Annotated in this window: 14 protein-coding genes; 8 read left to right on the forward strand and 6 right to left on the reverse strand. The window is 69.9% G+C overall.

Annotated elements, in window-relative coordinates; translation table 11 throughout:
• The first annotated feature begins 2 nt into the window (after positions 1 to 2).
• The 3 genes from DELCS14_RS11245 to DELCS14_RS11255 are packed head-to-tail and all read left to right on the forward strand — an operon-like array spanning position 3 to position 3,155.
• On the forward strand, positions 3 to 983 hold the full coding sequence (locus tag DELCS14_RS11245) for an ABC transporter permease (RefSeq protein WP_013801704.1): 981 nt from the start codon (positions 3 to 5) through the stop codon (positions 981 to 983).
• Between the two features lie 48 nt (positions 984 to 1,031).
• On the forward strand, positions 1,032 to 2,153 hold the full coding sequence (locus DELCS14_RS11250) for an erythritol/L-threitol dehydrogenase (RefSeq protein ID WP_012206378.1): 1,122 nt from the start codon (positions 1,032 to 1,034) through the stop codon (positions 2,151 to 2,153).
• Between the two features lie 45 nt (positions 2,154 to 2,198).
• On the forward strand, positions 2,199 to 3,155 hold the full coding sequence (locus DELCS14_RS11255) for a sugar-binding transcriptional regulator (RefSeq protein ID WP_012206377.1): 957 nt from the start codon (positions 2,199 to 2,201) through the stop codon (positions 3,153 to 3,155).
• Positions 3,156 to 3,190: 35 nt separating this feature from the next.
• Here DELCS14_RS11255 and DELCS14_RS11260 read toward each other — a convergent pair whose 3' ends face one another.
• From DELCS14_RS11260 to DELCS14_RS11270, 3 genes are all read right to left on the reverse strand, one after another.
• Complete coding sequence (locus DELCS14_RS11260) at positions 3,191 to 3,838, reverse strand: LysE family translocator (protein ID WP_013801705.1); 648 nt, start codon at positions 3,836 to 3,838, stop codon at positions 3,191 to 3,193.
• 106 nt (positions 3,839 to 3,944) lie between these two features.
• Positions 3,945 to 4,616 (reverse strand): glutathione S-transferase, encoded by a 672-nt coding sequence (locus tag DELCS14_RS11265; protein ID WP_013801706.1) that lies wholly within the window; start codon positions 4,614 to 4,616, stop codon positions 3,945 to 3,947.
• Positions 4,617 to 4,709: 93 nt separating this feature from the next.
• Positions 4,710 to 5,567 carry a LysR family transcriptional regulator gene (locus tag DELCS14_RS11270; RefSeq protein ID WP_012206374.1) on the reverse strand — a complete coding sequence of 286 codons (858 nt, stop codon included), beginning with the start codon at positions 5,565 to 5,567 and terminating at the stop codon, positions 4,710 to 4,712.
• A 109-nt stretch (positions 5,568 to 5,676) separates the two neighbouring features.
• On the opposite strand from DELCS14_RS11270, the gene bla reads away from it, so the two are divergent.
• On the forward strand, positions 5,677 to 6,588 hold the full coding sequence (bla, locus tag DELCS14_RS11275; RefSeq protein ID WP_013801707.1) for a class A beta-lactamase: 912 nt from the start codon (positions 5,677 to 5,679) through the stop codon (positions 6,586 to 6,588).
• Positions 6,589 to 6,759: 171 nt separating this feature from the next.
• Here bla and argA read toward each other — a convergent pair whose 3' ends face one another.
• On the reverse strand, positions 6,760 to 8,106 hold the full coding sequence (gene argA, locus DELCS14_RS11280) for an amino-acid N-acetyltransferase (protein ID WP_012206372.1): 1,347 nt from the start codon (positions 8,104 to 8,106) through the stop codon (positions 6,760 to 6,762).
• A gap of 283 nt (positions 8,107 to 8,389) precedes the next feature.
• Between argA and DELCS14_RS11285 the strand changes: the two genes are divergently transcribed.
• The 4 genes from DELCS14_RS11285 to DELCS14_RS11300 are packed head-to-tail and all read left to right on the forward strand — an operon-like array spanning position 8,390 to position 13,262.
• Entirely contained in the window at positions 8,390 to 9,841 is a 1,452-nt protein-coding gene (locus tag DELCS14_RS11285) for a TolC family protein (RefSeq protein ID WP_013801709.1), read from the forward strand.
• Entirely contained in the window at positions 9,838 to 10,887 is a 1,050-nt protein-coding gene (locus tag DELCS14_RS11290) for an efflux RND transporter periplasmic adaptor subunit (RefSeq protein WP_013801710.1), read from the forward strand. Before DELCS14_RS11285 ends, DELCS14_RS11290 begins: the two co-directional genes overlap by 4 nt.
• Before the next feature lie 13 nt (positions 10,888 to 10,900).
• Positions 10,901 to 12,115: an ABC transporter permease gene (locus DELCS14_RS11295; protein ID WP_013801711.1), complete on the forward strand. Its 1,215-nt coding sequence runs from the start codon at positions 10,901 to 10,903 to the stop codon at positions 12,113 to 12,115.
• Between the two features lies 1 nt (position 12,116).
• Entirely contained in the window at positions 12,117 to 13,262 is a 1,146-nt protein-coding gene (locus tag DELCS14_RS11300; protein WP_013801712.1) for an ABC transporter permease, read from the forward strand.
• Positions 13,263 to 13,324: 62 nt separating this feature from the next.
• Here DELCS14_RS11300 and DELCS14_RS11305 read toward each other — a convergent pair whose 3' ends face one another.
• Together DELCS14_RS11305 and DELCS14_RS11310 are read right to left on the reverse strand one after the other, a co-directional pair.
• Positions 13,325 to 13,954 (reverse strand): DUF4124 domain-containing protein, encoded by a 630-nt coding sequence (locus DELCS14_RS11305; protein WP_013801713.1) that lies wholly within the window; start codon positions 13,952 to 13,954, stop codon positions 13,325 to 13,327.
• A 78-nt stretch (positions 13,955 to 14,032) separates the two neighbouring features.
• Positions 14,033 to 15,238 carry an MFS transporter gene (locus DELCS14_RS11310; RefSeq protein ID WP_013801714.1) on the reverse strand — a complete coding sequence of 402 codons (1,206 nt, stop codon included), beginning with the start codon at positions 15,236 to 15,238 and terminating at the stop codon, positions 14,033 to 14,035.
• Positions 15,239 to 15,277: the final 39 nt, after the last annotated feature.

A 15,277-nucleotide genomic window follows, 5' to 3' on the forward strand; every position in this document is an offset into this window, starting at 1 on the left:
CCATGACGAATCTTCAAGCCGCATCTTCGCCGCCGCTCTTGGGGCGGCGCGCGCTGGACCTGCGCAGCCTGCGCGAGCGCTACGGCGTGGTCATCGCGCTGATTGCACTGTGCGCGGCGCTGGCGCTGGCCAACCCCCATTTCATGACCTGGGGCAACTGGGCCGACATCCTGCGCCAGACCTCCATCAACGGCATCCTGGCCATCGGCATGACGTGCGTGGTGCTGACGGCGGGCATCGATCTGTCGGTGGGCGCCATCCTGGCGCTGGCCGGCATGGTCGGCGCCTGGCTGGCGGCCGATGGCCAGGGGCTGGCGGTGAGCGTGGGCGCCGGGCTGGGCGTGGGCATGCTGCTGGGCGGCGTCAACGGCCTGCTGGTGGCCTGGTTCGCGGTGCCGCCCTTCGTGGCCACGCTGGGCATGCTCAGTGCGGCGCGTGGCCTGACCTACATCTACAACGACGGCATGCCGGTGTCCGAGCTGCCCGACGGCTTTCTTGCCATCGGCGCCGGCCAGCTGGGACCCGTGCCCATGCCCATCGTGATCTTTGCCGTTGCCGTCGCGGTGTTCGCCTTCGTGCTGCGCTACACCGTGTATGGCCGCTACATCTACGCCGTGGGCGGCAATCTGCGCAGCGCCAAGACCAGCGGCATCAACACCCGCGCCATCGTGCTGCTGGTCTATGTGGCCAGCGGCCTGCTCGCGGGGCTGGCCGGCATTTTGCTGGCGTCGCGCACCACGGCGGCGCTGCCGCAGGCCGGCGTGTCCTACGAGCTGGACGCCATCGCGGCCGTGGTGATCGGCGGCACCAGCCTGTCGGGCGGCACGGGCAGCCTGGGCGGCACGGTCGTTGGCGCCCTGCTCATCGGCGTGATCAACAACGGGCTGAACCTGCTGGGCGTGTCCTCGTACTACCAGCAGTTGATCAAGGGCGTGATCATCGTCGGCGCCGTGCTGCTCGACAGTTCGCGCCGCAGGGCATGAAGCGCTGCGCCCACGTCCTGTCCACCATCTGCAACCCGGGAGAGTTCCATGCAAAACACCCTGCCTGACGCCGCCGATACGAACATGCTGGCCGTGGTCTGCCACGGGCCCAGGGATTACCGGCTCGAACGCGTCGCGCGTCCGCAGGCCGGGCCGCGCGAGCTGGTCATCCGCGTGGCTTCTTGCGGCATTTGCGCGGGCGACTGCAAATGCTGGGCTGGCGCGCCGCGCTTCTGGGGAGATCCGGAAAAAGGCCGCCCCGCCTATGTGCGCCCGCCGGTGATCGCGGGCCACGAGTTCTGGGGCCATGTGGTGCAGGTGGGCGAGGGGGCCCAGGAGCACCACGGCGTGCAGCTGGGTGACCGGGTGATCGCCGAGCAGATCGTGCCCTGCCATGCCTGCCGCTATTGCAGGACCGGCTTTCGCTGGATGTGCGAGGTGCACGATGTCTACGGCTTCCAGGGCCAGGTGGCCGATGGCGGCATGGCCGAGTACATGCGCCTGTCCGCCCGCGCCGTGGTGCACCGGATTCCCGAGAGCGTGGCCTTCGAGGATGCGGCCATCACCGAGCCGCTGTCCTGCGCCATCCATGCCGTCAACCGCGGCGACATCCAGCTCGATGATGTGGTGGTCATCGCCGGCGCGGGCACGCTGGGCCTGCTCATGGCCCAGGTGGCGCGCCTGAAGACGCCGCGCCGGCTGGTGGTCATGGACCTGTCGGACCAGCGCCTGGCGCTGGCACGCCGCTGCGGCGCCGACGTGACCATCAACCCCGCACGCGAGGATGCCCGCGCCATCGTGCACGCACTGACCGACGGCTATGGCTGCGATGTGTACATAGAGACCACGGGCGCGCCCTCGGGCGTGACGCAGGGGCTGGACCTGGTGCGCAAGCTCGGCCGCTTCGTGGAGTTCAGCGTCTTCGGGCGCGAGACCACGGTGGACTGGTCCATCATCGGCGAGGAAAAGGAGCTGGACCTGCGCGGCGCCCACCTGAGCGCCCATTGCTACCCCATCGCCATCGACCTGCTGGCGCGCGGGCTGGTCACCTCCGAGGGCATCGTCACCCACCGCTATGCGCTGTCGGAGTGGGAGAGCGCCATCCGGGTGGCCGATTCCATGGACTCGGTCAAGGTCCTGCTGCTGCCCCACGCTGGCGAGGCCCGGTGAGCGGCGCTACACTGCGCGCCTTTCCCGGCACCCTTGGAGGCACCCTTGACTGAAAGCGACCTGACGCGACTGGCGACCCTGTACTACGTCGATGGATGCACGCAGGACCAACTGTCCAAGGAGTTCGGCATCTCGCGCGCCACCGTCGGGCGGCTGCTGCGCCGCGCGCAGGAAGAGGGCATCGTCGAGATCCGCGTGCGGCCGCATTCGCTGGTGTCCGCCGACCTGGAGCGGCAGCTGACCGAGCGCTTTCACATCAAGCGCGCCCTGATCGCGGTGGACCACAAGGATGCCGACCGGCAGCGCGAACTGCTGGCAGGCCTTGTGGCCAGCGAGCTGGAGCGCATCCTGGTCGACGGCTCCATCGTGGCCGTGGGCATGGGGCGCAACGTGTCCTCGGTCTCCGAGCACGCCCTGTCCGCCACACGGCGGGAATGCCATTTCGTCAGCGCCATCGGCGGCTCCTACCGTGGCGGGGAGGCGATGAACGCCGACCACATCGCGCGCCGCCTGGCAGCGCGCTTTGGCGGCAAGTCCGAATCGCTCTATGCGCCGGCCCTGGTGGGCGATCCGCAACTGCGCAAGGCGCTGCTGGACAACGACACCGTCAGGCACACCCTGGACAAGGCGCGCCGCGCCGACATCGCCCTCATCGGCGTGGGCGATGTCAGCGTGGACAGCAACATGGCCCGCATGGGCTGGTTTTCCGCGCAGGAGATCTCGGACGCCCGCCGCGCGGGCACGGTGGGCGACATGATGGGCTACGACTTCATCGACATCCACGGCCAGCCGGCCGCAACCCCCATGCAGGACCGCGTCATCGGCCTGAGCCGCGAGGACCTGCTGCGCATACCCAACGTCATCGCCGTGGCGGCCGAATCCAGCAAGGTCACGGCCATCCTGGGGGCCCTGCGCACCGGCGCCATCGACACCCTGGCCACCACCACCGCCAACGCGGCGGCCGTGCTGCAGCTGGACGATGTCATGGGGACGACGCGCTGACGCAGTGGGGGAGGCGAGGCTGTTGGGCGGCGCGCCTAGTTCGACGCGCGGCGGTAGAAGGCCAGCGAGCCTGCCAGCGCCAGCAGCATGCCGCCGCACAGGCGGTCCAGCCACATCACGGCCCGCCCGCGCAGCAGCCGCGCGGCGCGTGATCCGGCGAAGGCATAGGCCAGCATCACCAGGAAATCGATGAGCGCGAACACCAGCGCAATGGCGATGTACTGCGGCGCCTGGGCGGCCGCCGGGTCGATGAACTGCGGCAGCAGGGCCGAGCAGAACAGGTAGCCCTTGGGATTGGTCACGGCGACCAGGAACGATTTGAACAGCACGGTGCGGGCGCTGTAGCCGTCGGCGCCGGCCTCTGCCTTGCCGTCACCCTGGGGTGCCGACAGCGATCCGCCCTGGCTGCGCAGCATGCGCAGGCCCAGCCAGGCCAGGTAGGCCGCTCCCGCCCACTTGACCACCGAGAACCAGAACTCCGAGGCTGCCAGCAGGGCGCCCAGGCCCAGCGCGACCGCGCCGACCAGCACGAAGTCCGACAGCACGGCGCCCAGCATGCCCGGCAGGGCGCGGCGCACGCCGTGGCGCGAGCCATTGGCCAGCGCCAGCAGCACGGTGGGACCGGGGGTGATGATCGCGATCAGCGCGACCAGGGAGAAGACGAGCAGGGTGGCGAGGGTCATGTCGGCGAAGGCTCATGCGGTTGGCAACAGCCTGCCACTGTGCCAGCTTTGCCTGCCTTGCGCAGCCCCTGCCGACCCGGGGCAGGGCACACGGGGCGGGCAGGCGTCAGTCGCTGCCCACGCCGCCGGCGGCAAAGACCGGGCCGCGCGTGCCGGGCACCCAGCCCGGGTAGGTTTCCATCACTTCGGCGAACAGGGCCGAATCGATCCAGCGCTGCAGCCAGGCCTGCAGGTGCGGCCAGGGCTGCTCGTTCCATTGCGACTCGTCGATGCGCGCGTACTGGCGCACGAAGGGGCGCAGCGCCATGTCGGCCAGGCTGGGGTTCTGGCCGAACAGGTAGCCGGTGGCCTCCAGTTGGTCGTCCAGCTCGGCCAGCCAGGTCAGGGCATCGGCCTGGGCGTGGTTGACCTCTTCGGCCGTGTAGCGCTCGGGGTACTTGCAGCGGTCCAGGGCGTGCTTGAAAAAGCCGTCGTTGCGCTCGATCAGCGCCAGCATGTCCGGCAGCGAACCGCTGGTCGGTGCCAGCCAGCCGTCCGGGTCATTGGCGCGCAGCGCGTGCAGCATGACATCCAGGCTCTGCTCGATCACGCGGCCGTCCTCCAGCACCAGCACGGGCACCGTGCCCTTGGGCGAGGCATCGAGCAGCGCCTGCGGCTTGTTGCGCAGGTTGATTTCGCGCAGCTCGCAGGCCAGGCCGGCATGGGCCAGCGCCAGGCGGGCGCGAATGGCGTAGGGGCAGCGGCGAAACGAGTAGAGAACCGGCAGGGTCTGGGTCATGGAGCGGGGACGGGGCTAGGGGCCAAAAGCGGCAGATGATAGCGCCGGGGCCAAAGTCAGGCGGCCTGCGGGTCTTGCCGCGGGCGTCCGTGGCTATTGCAGCTGCGCCAGCAGCCATTGCCTGAAGGTCTTGAGCGCTGCGCTGGGTGCGCGCGAGCGCAGATGGGTCAGCCAGTAGGCGCCCGTGTCCACCTCCTGCTCGAAGGGGCGCACCAGCCGGCCCTGCTGCAGCAGGTGCTGGAACATGCGCGCCGGCAGCAGGGCCACGCCCGCGCCCTGGGCCGCCGCCTCGGCCAGCGTCAGCGAGGAGTCGAACATGGCCCCGCGCGCCAGCGGCGCGCTCTGGTCCAGGGTGGCAAACCAGCTCTCCCACTCCTGCAGGCGGTACGAGCGCAGCAGCGTCTGCCCTGCCAGGTCGGCCGGCTGGCGCAGGCGCTGGGCCAGGGCCGGGGTGCACATGGGCGTGAGCGGCGCGCGCAGCAGCAGCTCGGCGCGCGTGCCCTGCCAGGCGCCGTCGCCAAAGCGCACGGCCGCATCCAGCCCTTCGCCGGCCAGGTCCACGCGGTTGTTGTGCGTGAGCAGTCGCAGGTCGATGTAGGGGTGCTGCTGCTGGAACTGCCCCAGCCTGGGAATCAGCCAGCCGATGGCGAAGGTGCCGACCACGCCCACGGTGAGGACCTCGCGCGGGCGCGGTTCGGCCACCTGCTGCAGCGAATGCTCTATGCGCGCAAAGCTCTCGGCCACGGCAGGCCACAGCGCATGGCCTTCGTCGGTCAGCGCCAGGCCGCGCGGCAGGCGCCGGAACAGTGGCTTGCCCAGGCGCTCCTCCAGGTTGCGGATGTGCTGGCTGACGGCGGCCTGGGTCACGCACAGCTCGTCGGCCGCCCGCGTCAGGTTGAGATGGCGCGCGGCCGCATCGAACATGCGCAGGGCATTGAGGGGCAGTTGCATGGTGAGCCAAAAGTTTTTCTAAGGGATGCTGCCAATTATTCACGCTGGTCGCAGATTGGGCGCGGCGCTATCGTTGCGGTTGTCGATCTGCAACTGAAAAGGAAAAACAATGCAAAGACGCGATTTTCTGATGACGGGCGGCGCGGCCGCCTGGATGGCGGCCGGGCTGGCGGGCTGCGCCCTGCCATCAAAAAAACAGGGGGCTGCCGACCAGGCCTTCAGGACCGAGCTGGCGCGCATCGAGAAAAGTGTGGGCGGCCGGCTCGGCGTGGCCGTGCTGGAGGCGGAGTCGGGCGCCAGCGTGGACCACCGCGGCGACGAGCGCTTTGTCATGTGCAGCACCTTCAAGCTGCTGCTGGCCGCCCAGGTGCTGGACCGCGTGCAGCAGGGCGATGAGCGCCTGTCGCGCCGCGTGCACTACGCCAGCTCCCGGCTGGTTCCCTACTCGCCGGCCAGCGGTCCGCGTGCCGGTGATGGCGGCGGCATGACCATCTCCGAGCTGTGCGAGGCCGCCGTGGTGCTCAGCGACAACACCGCCGCCAACCTGCTGCTGGACGCCAGCGGCGGCCCGCAGGCGCTGACGCAGTGGCTGCGCGCCAGCGGGGACGAGACCACGCGCCTGGACCGCATGGAGCCCGAACTCAACGAAGGCCTGCCCGGTGACGAGCGCGACACCACCACGCCGCTGGCCATGGTGCAAAGCATGCAGCGCCTGCTGCTGGGATCGGTGCTGGACGGCCATGGCCGCGCCCTGCTGCAGCAATGGCTGGTGGCCAGCCGCACGGGCGACAAGCGCCTGCGCGCGGGCATGCCGGCCGGCTGGCGTGTGGGTGGAAAGACGGGCACCGGCGATCGCGGCACGGCCAACGATGCCGTCATCGCCTGGCCCACGCCGCAAAGCGCACCGCTGCTGGTGACCGGCTACCTCACCGAATGCCCGGCCGACGCGCCACAGTGCGATGCGGCGCTGGCAGCGGCCGGCAAGGCGGCCGCACGCTGGCAGGCAGCAGTGCAAGGCTAAGTTGCGCCACCATGTCGCTTGATTTGGGCGATTTCAGAAAATTGGCGCGGCCTGAAGACGAGAGACACCGAGGAAGGGCCTGGGCCGGCCGCGCCGCCCCCGCACCGAGGGTGTCGCCGGCCGCCCGTATGCCCCCCTCGTGAGGGGGAAGGCGCACAGCGCCTCAGGGGGTTACAACTTCTTGACCAGGACCTGACTTTTGCGGTCCCAGTTGTACTTGGCCTTGCGCGCCTCGGGCAGCCAGTCGGGGTCCACGGGCTGGAAGCCGCGCTTGATGAACCAGTGCATGGTGCGCGTGGTCAGCACGAACAGGCTGTCCAGGCCCTGGGCCTTGGCGCGCTGCTCTATGCGCTTGAGCAGCTTTTCGCCGTCGCCCGTGCCCTGGCTCTTGGGCGAGACGGTGACGGCCGCCATCTCGGCCGTCCTGGCGCTGGGATAGGGGTAGAGCGCGGCGCAGCCGAAGATCACGCCATCGTGTTCGATGATGGTGTAGTGGGCGATGTCGCGCTCAATCTCGGTGCGGCTGCGCTTGACCAGGGTGCCGTCCTTCTCGAAGGGCTCGATCAGCTGGATGATCCCGGCCACGTCGTCGGGCGTGGCCTCGCGCAGCTCCTCCAGCTTCTCGTCGATGATCATGGTGCCGATGCCGTCGTGCACATAGATCTCCAGCAGCAGCGCGCCGTCGATGGCGAAGGGCAGGATGTGGCTGCGCTCCACGCCGTGCTCGCAGGCATGCACGCAGTGCTGCAGGTAAAAGCCCGTGTCCGTGGGCTGCTCGGGCGTGGGCAGCTCGGCCAGCATGCGGCGGGCCGTGGCCAGCGGCAGCTCGGTGTCGATGGGGTTGGTCTCGTCGGCCGGGCCCGTGGGGTCCATGCGGATGCCCGGCACCTCGGTCATGAAGATCAGCTTGTCGGCCTTCAGCTCGATGGCCACGCGCGTGGCCACCTCTTCCATGCTCAGGTTGAAGGCCTCGCCGGTGGGCGAGAAGCCGAAGGGCGACATCAGCACCATGGCATCCATGTCCAGGGCGCTGCGGATGCCGCTCACATCGACCTTGCGCACCAGGCCCGAATGCTTGAAATCCACGCCGTCCACGATGCCCACGGGCCGCGCCGTGAGGAAGTTGCCCGAGATCACCCGCACCCGCGCGCCGGCCATGGGCGTATTGGGCAGGCCCTGGCTGAAGGCGGCCTCGATCTCATAGCGCAGCTGGCCAGCGGCTTCCTGGGCGCAGTCCAGCGCCACGGAGTCGGTGATGCGCACGCCGCGCGAGTACTGGGCCTCATGGCCCTTGGCGGCAAGCTGCTCGTTGACCTGGGGACGGAAGCCATGGACCAGCACGATCTTCACGCCCATGGCCTGGATCATGGCCAGGTCCTGGACGATGGAGCTGAGCTTGCCCGATGCGATGGCCTCGCCCGTCAGTCCCACCACAAAGGTCTGGTGTCGGAACTTGTGGATATAGGGAGCCACGGACCGGAACCAGGGGACGAAGGTGAAGTTGAAGACGGTGGACATGGTGGTCAGTCGGGGCATCGGGCCGATGCCGGGCAGAAAAAAAAGGCCTGCGGACAGGTCCGCCAGGACATGCTCGCGCAGGCAGGCGCCAGTGTAGCGGCATGGCGCGGCACCTGCGCACAGAAATGGGATGGAACGCCACGCAAATCGGCCCTGCTGCACAGTGCCGGGGGCACAAGGCACAGGACCTTGTCCGACGGGGGCCCGCCTGCAAGCCCGTGTAAGCTTCGCCACCATCGGTGAACCACGCAAGGCGCCCCCATTCATGCCATTGAGCGCTTCCATGTTTTTTCCGTTGCTTGCGCGGCCCGCGCGCCTTGTGCCGTGGCTGGCGGCGCTGGGCATGGTCGCAGGGGCAGCCCAGGCTGCAGGGGAGGCTCCGGCCTCCCAGGCCGCCGCCGCGATGAGCTTCGTGCAGGCCCGCCAGGCGCTGCTGCAGGGCTCCGACCAACTGGCCGCCTCGGCCAAGGCCGTGGAAAGCGCGCGGCTCAGACGCCAGGGTACGCAGGGGCTGGGCGGGCCTTCCGTGGCCATCACGGGCCTGGGCTACCGCTACTCGGCCAATGCCGACATCGATCTCGATCCTGCGCGGCGCACCCTGGACGGCGTCCTCGGCCAGCTGCCGCCCTCGGTGGGGCCGGCCATTCCCTCGCTGCCGCAACTGCCCACTTCCTATGCCTTGCAGCGCAAGAGCACGAATGCCTCGGCCAGCCTGTCCCTGGTCTGGCCGCTGTACCTGGGCGGCCTGTCCGATGCGGTGCGCAGTGGCCTGGACGCTGCCACCGACGAAGCCCTGGCCGATGCCGCCAGCAGCAGCCACGCCCTGCATTCGCTGCTGGTGCAGCGCTACTTCGGCGCCCAGCTGGCCGAGCGGGCCGCACGGCTGCGCGAGCGTGCGCTTGAAGGCGTGCGCGTGCATGACACGGCGGCGCAAAGCATGCTCAAGGCCGGCGTGATCTCCCGGCTGGAGCGCCTGCAGGCCCGTGCCGCGCTGGCCGACGCCGAGCAGCAGGCGCGCAAATCGCGCGACGACGCAGACCTGGCTGCAGCGGCGCTGGCGCGCACGGTCAAGGCGCAGCGGCAGGTGCTGCCCAGCACGCCGCTGTTCGTCAGCAGCCGACCCTTGCCGCCGCTGGACGGCTTCGTCACCGCGGCCCAGTCGCACCATCCGGGTCTGGACAAGGTGCAGGCCAAGAAGCGCCAGGCCGAGTCCCTGCACGACGCGCAGGAGGCGCTGCGCCGGCCGCAGCTGCTGGCCTTCGGTTCGCGCGAGGTCAATACCAGCGGCAAGCCCAACTGGGTGGCAGGCGTGGCCGTGCGCTGGACGCTGTGGGACAGCATCGACCGCGATGCGCTGGCCGCCTCCTCGCAGCGCAAGATCGAGCAGGCCGAGCTGACCGAAGCCCAGGCGCTCAGCGACATCGCGCTGCTGGTCGAAAAGAACTGGCTGGGCGTGGAGCAGGCACGCCGCCAGTACCAGGCCCAGCAGGCCCAGGAGGATCTTGCGCGCGAGCTGCTGCGGCTGCGCGAGGCCGGCCTGCGGGAAGGCACCAGCACCACGCTGGACCTGATCGATGCCAGCCTCAATCTCGCCAAGGTCCAGACCCAGCGTGCCGAACTGGCCAACCAGTATGTGCAGGCCCTGGCCGCACTGCTGGAGAGCACGGGCCAGAGCGAGGAATTCGACCGATTCATGGCCCAGGCCGACATACAGATCCCACCCGACGCACCATGAGCACAGCCACGCCCGACCATCCCCGCAGCGCCCCCGAAGCACCCGGCCCCGCGCCCGTGCCGCCGGGGCGCAGGCGCCCCTGGCTGGCCCTGGCCATCGTGCTGGCCGTGCTGCTGCTCGTGGCCTGGGGCTTTTGGCGTGCGGCGCAGCCCGCCCCCCTGTATTTCCAGGGCCAGATGGAGGCACGCGAGACCGACATCGCGCCCAAGGTCACGGCGCGCATCGCCAAGGTGCGCGTCACCGAAGGCCAGAAGATCCAGCCCGGCGATCTGCTGGTGGAGATGGACAGCCCCGAGGTGCGCGCCAAGCTGGCCCAGGCCGAGGCCGCGCGCGATGCCGCCCAGGCCCAGGCCGACAAGGCGCAGGCCGGCGCACGCCCGCAGGAAGTGCAGATGGCGCGCCTGAACTGGCAGCGCGCCCAGACGGCCGCCGACCTGGCCCAGACCTCGCTGCGCCGCGTGCAAAGCCTGTTCGACCAGGGACTGGTTGCGGCCCAGAAGCGCGATGAAGCCGATGCCAACTGGCGCGCCTCGCGCGACCAGGCGCTGGCCGCGCGCGCGCAGTATGAAATGGCGGCATCGGGCGCGCGCCAGGAGGATCGCAGCGCCGCCCAGGCCCAGGCACGCCAGGTGCAGGGCGTGGTCGCCGAGGTGGAGGCCGCGCGTGCCGAGACCGAGCTGCGCAGCCCCGTGGGCGGCGAGGTGGTCCAGGTGCTGGCCCGCCAGGGCGAGCTGTCTCCGCAGGGCGTGGCCGTGGTCACCGTGGTGGACCTGGCCGACCAGTGGGTGGTGCTCAATGTGCGCGAGGACCAGCTTGCACGCTTTGCCCAGGGCAGCCGCTTCACCGGCCGCCTGCCGGGCCTGGACAACCGCGAGGCCGGCTTCGAGGTCTACTACCTGGGGGTGCTGCCCGACTTCGCCACCTGGCGCGCCACGCGCGCGGGCCAGGGCTTCGATGCGCGCACCTTCGAGGTCCGCGCGCGGCCACAGCAGCCCATTGCAGGCGCGCGGCCCGGCATGAGCGTGGTCGTGGAAGGCGGCCGTTGAGCGGCCGGCGGCAGTGAGCGCGAACCCGCCCACGGCCTTTGCCGCCAGCCTGCGGCGCGAATGGCGTCTGCTGCGCGGACGGCCCTGGGACCTGGCCATGGTCAGCTGGGTGCCGCTGCTGGCGCTGCTGCTCATGGTCTGGATCTTCTCGGCAGGCCTGGTCCAGCGCCTGCCCGTCGCCGTCTGGGACCAGGACCACAGCGCCCTGTCGCGCCAGCTGGTGCGCATGCTGGATGCCACGCCGGGCCTGTCCGTGCAGTCGCAGGCGCTCAATGCCTCGGAGGCGCAATGGGCGCTGCAGTCCATGAATGCCTACGCCGTGGTGCAGATCCCGCCCGGCTTTGCGCGCGACATCAAGCGGGGCCAGGGGGCCGACGTGGTGCTCATGCACAACGCCCAGCTGGCCACGCATTCCAGCCTGATCCAGCGTGACCTGCGCCAGGTGGTGGGAACGCTGTCGGCCGGCGTGGAAATGCAGGCCCGTGCCAAGCGCGGCGACCCGGCCCAGGCGCTGCGCGCGCGCATGGAGCCCATACGCACCAACCTGGTGTCGCTGTTCAACATCTCCACCAATTACGAGCAGTTCCTGGCGGCGGCGCTGATTCCCGCGCTGCTGCACATCCTGGGCATGACGGCCGGCGCCTGGTCCGTGGGGCGCGAGCTGCGCGACCGCACGCTGGGCCAGTGGATGGCCGAGGCTGCGGGCCCGGGAAAGCCCGTCTGGAGCGCCATTGCGGGCGCCTTGGCGGGCAAGCTGGCGCTGTCCTGGGCCAGCCTGGGCCTGGGCGGTACGCTGGCCATGCTGTGGCTCACGGCCGGACGGGGCTGGCATCCGGGGCAGGGCGCTGCCAGCCTGGCCTGGGTGGCGCTGGCCCTGATGCTGCTGATCGCCGTGAGCCTGGCGGCCGGGGCGCTGCTGGCGGCGCTCACGCTGTCGTTGCGCACGGCGCTGTCGGGCGCGGGCCTGCTGTCGGCGCCGGCCTTTGCGTTCAGCGGCGTGGGCTTTCCGCTGCTGGCCATGCCGGATTCGGCACGTGCCTGGGCCCTGTCCATGCCCTATACCCACTATGCGCGGCTGCAGATAGAGCAGTTGCAGATGGGCGCGCCCATCGTGCAGAGCCTGCCCGTGGTGGCCGGGCTATTGCTGGCCGCGCTGGTGTTGCTGCTGCTGGCCACGGCAGGCCTGGCGCGCGGCCTTTCCCGTCCCGACAAATGGGGAGGGCGTTGAGATGGCCAGGGGCTTTGCGCATGACTTCATCAGCGCCCTGCGTGCCGTGTTCGGCGACGTGGGCGTGCTCATGCTGCTGGTGGGCGCGCCCGTGCTCTACGGCTTCTTCTATCCCTGGTTCTATGGGCAGGAGGTCGTGCAGCGCGTGCCCGTGGCCGTGGTGCAGCACGACGGCAGCGGCCTGGCACGCCAGATGCTGCGCTTTGCCCAGGCCAGCCCGCGCATCGAGGTGACCCTGGTCACGGGCGACGAGGCCCAGGCGCAGCAGGCCCTGCTGGATGGCCGCGTCATGGGCTACGCGCTGCTGCCGCGCGACCTCAAGCGCCGCGTGGTGCGCAGCGAAGAGGCCGTGGTCCCCGTCTATGCCAACGGTGCCTACCCGCTGGCCGCCAAGCAGGTGCAGTACGGCTTTGCCGAGGCCTTCGGCACGGTCTCGGCAGGCGTGGAGCTGCGGCGCCTGACGGCCGGCGGACAGAGCGCACGGCAGGCCCAGGCCAGCCGCTCGCCCGTCAACCTGCAGATGCAGGCCCTGTTCAATCCGACGGAAGGCTACGGCAGCTTCGTCGTCGCCGCCGTGGCCATCATCATCCTGCAGCAGACACTGCTCATGGGCGGCGCGCTGCTGGTGGGAACCTGGCGCGAGCAGGGATTGGACAGAGCGCCGGCACGCACCTGGCTGGCGCGGCTGCTGGCGCTGTGCACGCTGGGCTGGCTCTCGGGCCTGTACTACTTCGGCTGGATCTTCGTCTGGCACGACTATCCGCGCGGCGGCAATCCCTGGGGTGCGCTGGCGCTGCTGGCCGTCTTCGTCCCGGCCGTGGCGGGAGCGGCGGCGCTGCTGGGCTGGTGGCTGGCCAACCGCGAGCGTGCCATGCAGGTAGTGCTGTTCACCTCCATCCCGCTGGCCTTCGTCGGCGGCTTCAGCTGGCCGGCCGAAGCCCTGCCGCAACTGCTGCAGGCGCTGCGCTGGCTGTCGCCCAGCACGGCCGCCATCCAGGCCTCGCTGCGACTGAACCAGGCCGGCGCGCCGCTGGAGGCGGCGCTATGGCATCTGTCCGTGCTGCTGGCCCTGGCGCTGCTGGGCTGGGTGGCCGTGCTCTGGCTGGGAAGCCGCCGCGTGGACCTGCCCGAGGGTGGCCGCAAGTAGCCTGGTGCTGCGTTCAGCACAGGCCCTCCTTGGCGGGCTCATCATGGGTTGGACGGCGCTGCTCAGTCGCAGCGAATCGTGTCGCCTTCCAGCAGGCAGATCAGCCCGTTGTAGGCGGTCAAGGTGTCGCGATACCGGCGATAGAGGTTGCCTTTGATGTCGAAGCAGCTGTCTGCCTTGCACCGGTCGAGCTTTACGGTGCGGGTGCCGGCGGGAGGGGTCAGGACAATCTTGGGTGGCTCCTGGAGCAAGGGCATATTCGTGCCGCAGGATGCGTTCACGTTGGAGATCTGCGCATTCATGCGCATGCGCTTTTCGCCTTCGGAGAGACTGCGGATGCTGGAGACGAATTCCAGCTCCTTGCGAGCCTGGCCGCAGCCCGGGGAGGCTGATGCAGGCGTGGGCTGCTGCGCCTGCTGGTCGATCATGCGCTGCTGGCTATCGATCTGGCGCCGCTGTGCGTCTACGGCCTGCTGGCGGTATTTGCGCTCGTTGGCCCGCGCGGCCTCGGCGCGCTCCTGGAGAATCTCCGCATCCGTCTTTCGGCGCTCGATCATGCCGCCGACTTGCGCGCTGCTGCATGGACGGTCGGAGAAATTCATTTCTCCGGATGGATCCCTGCATTGATAGATCTGCGCCAGGGCTGGAACTGCGAATGCCAGGCCACACAACAGCGCAATGGCTTCACGCATGGATTCTCTCCACAAGAGGTCTGGACCACGATTTCCGATGGCCTGGCATGGCGTCCGTTCCGACATGCGCTTCACACTTCAGGCCGGCGCGCCCGCGCCGCGACCCCGTCCCTGCACGGCCAGCATCAGGAGCACCACGCCCACGATGGGCAGCAGCCAGGTGTTGATGCCGTCCCAGCCGGCCGTGTGCAGCAGCTGGCCCGAGCCGAACGAGGCCACGGCCACGGTGCCGAAGACCAGGAAGTCATTGAGGGCCTGCACCTTGGCGCGCTCGGCAGGGCGGTAGCACTCGGTCACCATGGCCGTGGCGCCGATGAAGCCGAAGTTCCAGCCCACGCCCAGCAGCACCAGGGAGCCCCAGAAGTGCAGCAGCTCCAGCCCCATCAACGCCATCAGGGCCGAGGCGGCGATCATCACCAGCCCCAGCGCCGTGATGCGGCGCTTGCCAAAGCGCGCGATCAGCCGGCCCGTGAAGAAGCTGGGCGCGAACATGGCCAGCACATGCCACTGGATGCCCAGCGCCGCCTCGCCCACCGTGTGGCCGCAGCCCACCATGGCCATGGGCGCGGCCGTCATCAGAAAGGCCATGAGGCCGTAGCTGACCACGCCGGCCGAGGCCGCGACGATGAACTGGGGCGTGCGCGCAATCTCGGCCAGCGGCCGGGCCTCGCCCGCCACGGCGCGGGCCTGGGGCGGCGGCAGCTTCAGGCCCAGCAGCAGCGGCAGGGCCAGCAGGGCGAGCACGGCCTGGCTGTAGAAGCTGCCTGCGAACGGCGTCATGGGCAGGGCGTCGCGCGTCCAGATCACCACCTGCGGGCCGATGATGGCCGCGATCAGCCCGCCGATCATCACGCGCGAGATGGCGCGCGCCTGCTCGGCGGGGTCGGTCATGGCGTCGGTGGCCGCGAAGCGGTAGCTCTGCACGCAGGCCGCGTAAAAGCCCGCCAGCGCCGTGCCGATGCAGAAGGTCACGAAATCGGAGTGCGCAATGCCCTGGGCCGCGATCACGCCCGAGACCACGCCCAGGATGGCACCCAGCACATAGGCCGTGCGCCGCCCCATGCGCTGCATCAGCCAGGCCGCAGGCAGCGTGGACAGCGCCAGGCCCAGCTGGTAGATGCTGACCGGCAGCGTGGTGGCCGTGGGATTGGTGGACAGCTGCTGCCCCACCAGGCCGCCCAGCGAAATGATGATGGGCGGCGACGCGCCCCCCAGCGATTGCGCGGCCACGAGCAGGCCGAGGTTGCGGCGCTGCAGCGCTGGAGTGTGTTGTTCTGGTGTCATGGCTTGTGCGGCGGAAAGACCGCATCTTCACCGAAAAGC

Source organism: Delftia sp. Cs1-4 (assembly GCF_000214395.1).
Taxonomy (GTDB): Bacteria; Pseudomonadota; Gammaproteobacteria; order Burkholderiales; family Burkholderiaceae_C; genus Comamonas; species Comamonas acidovorans.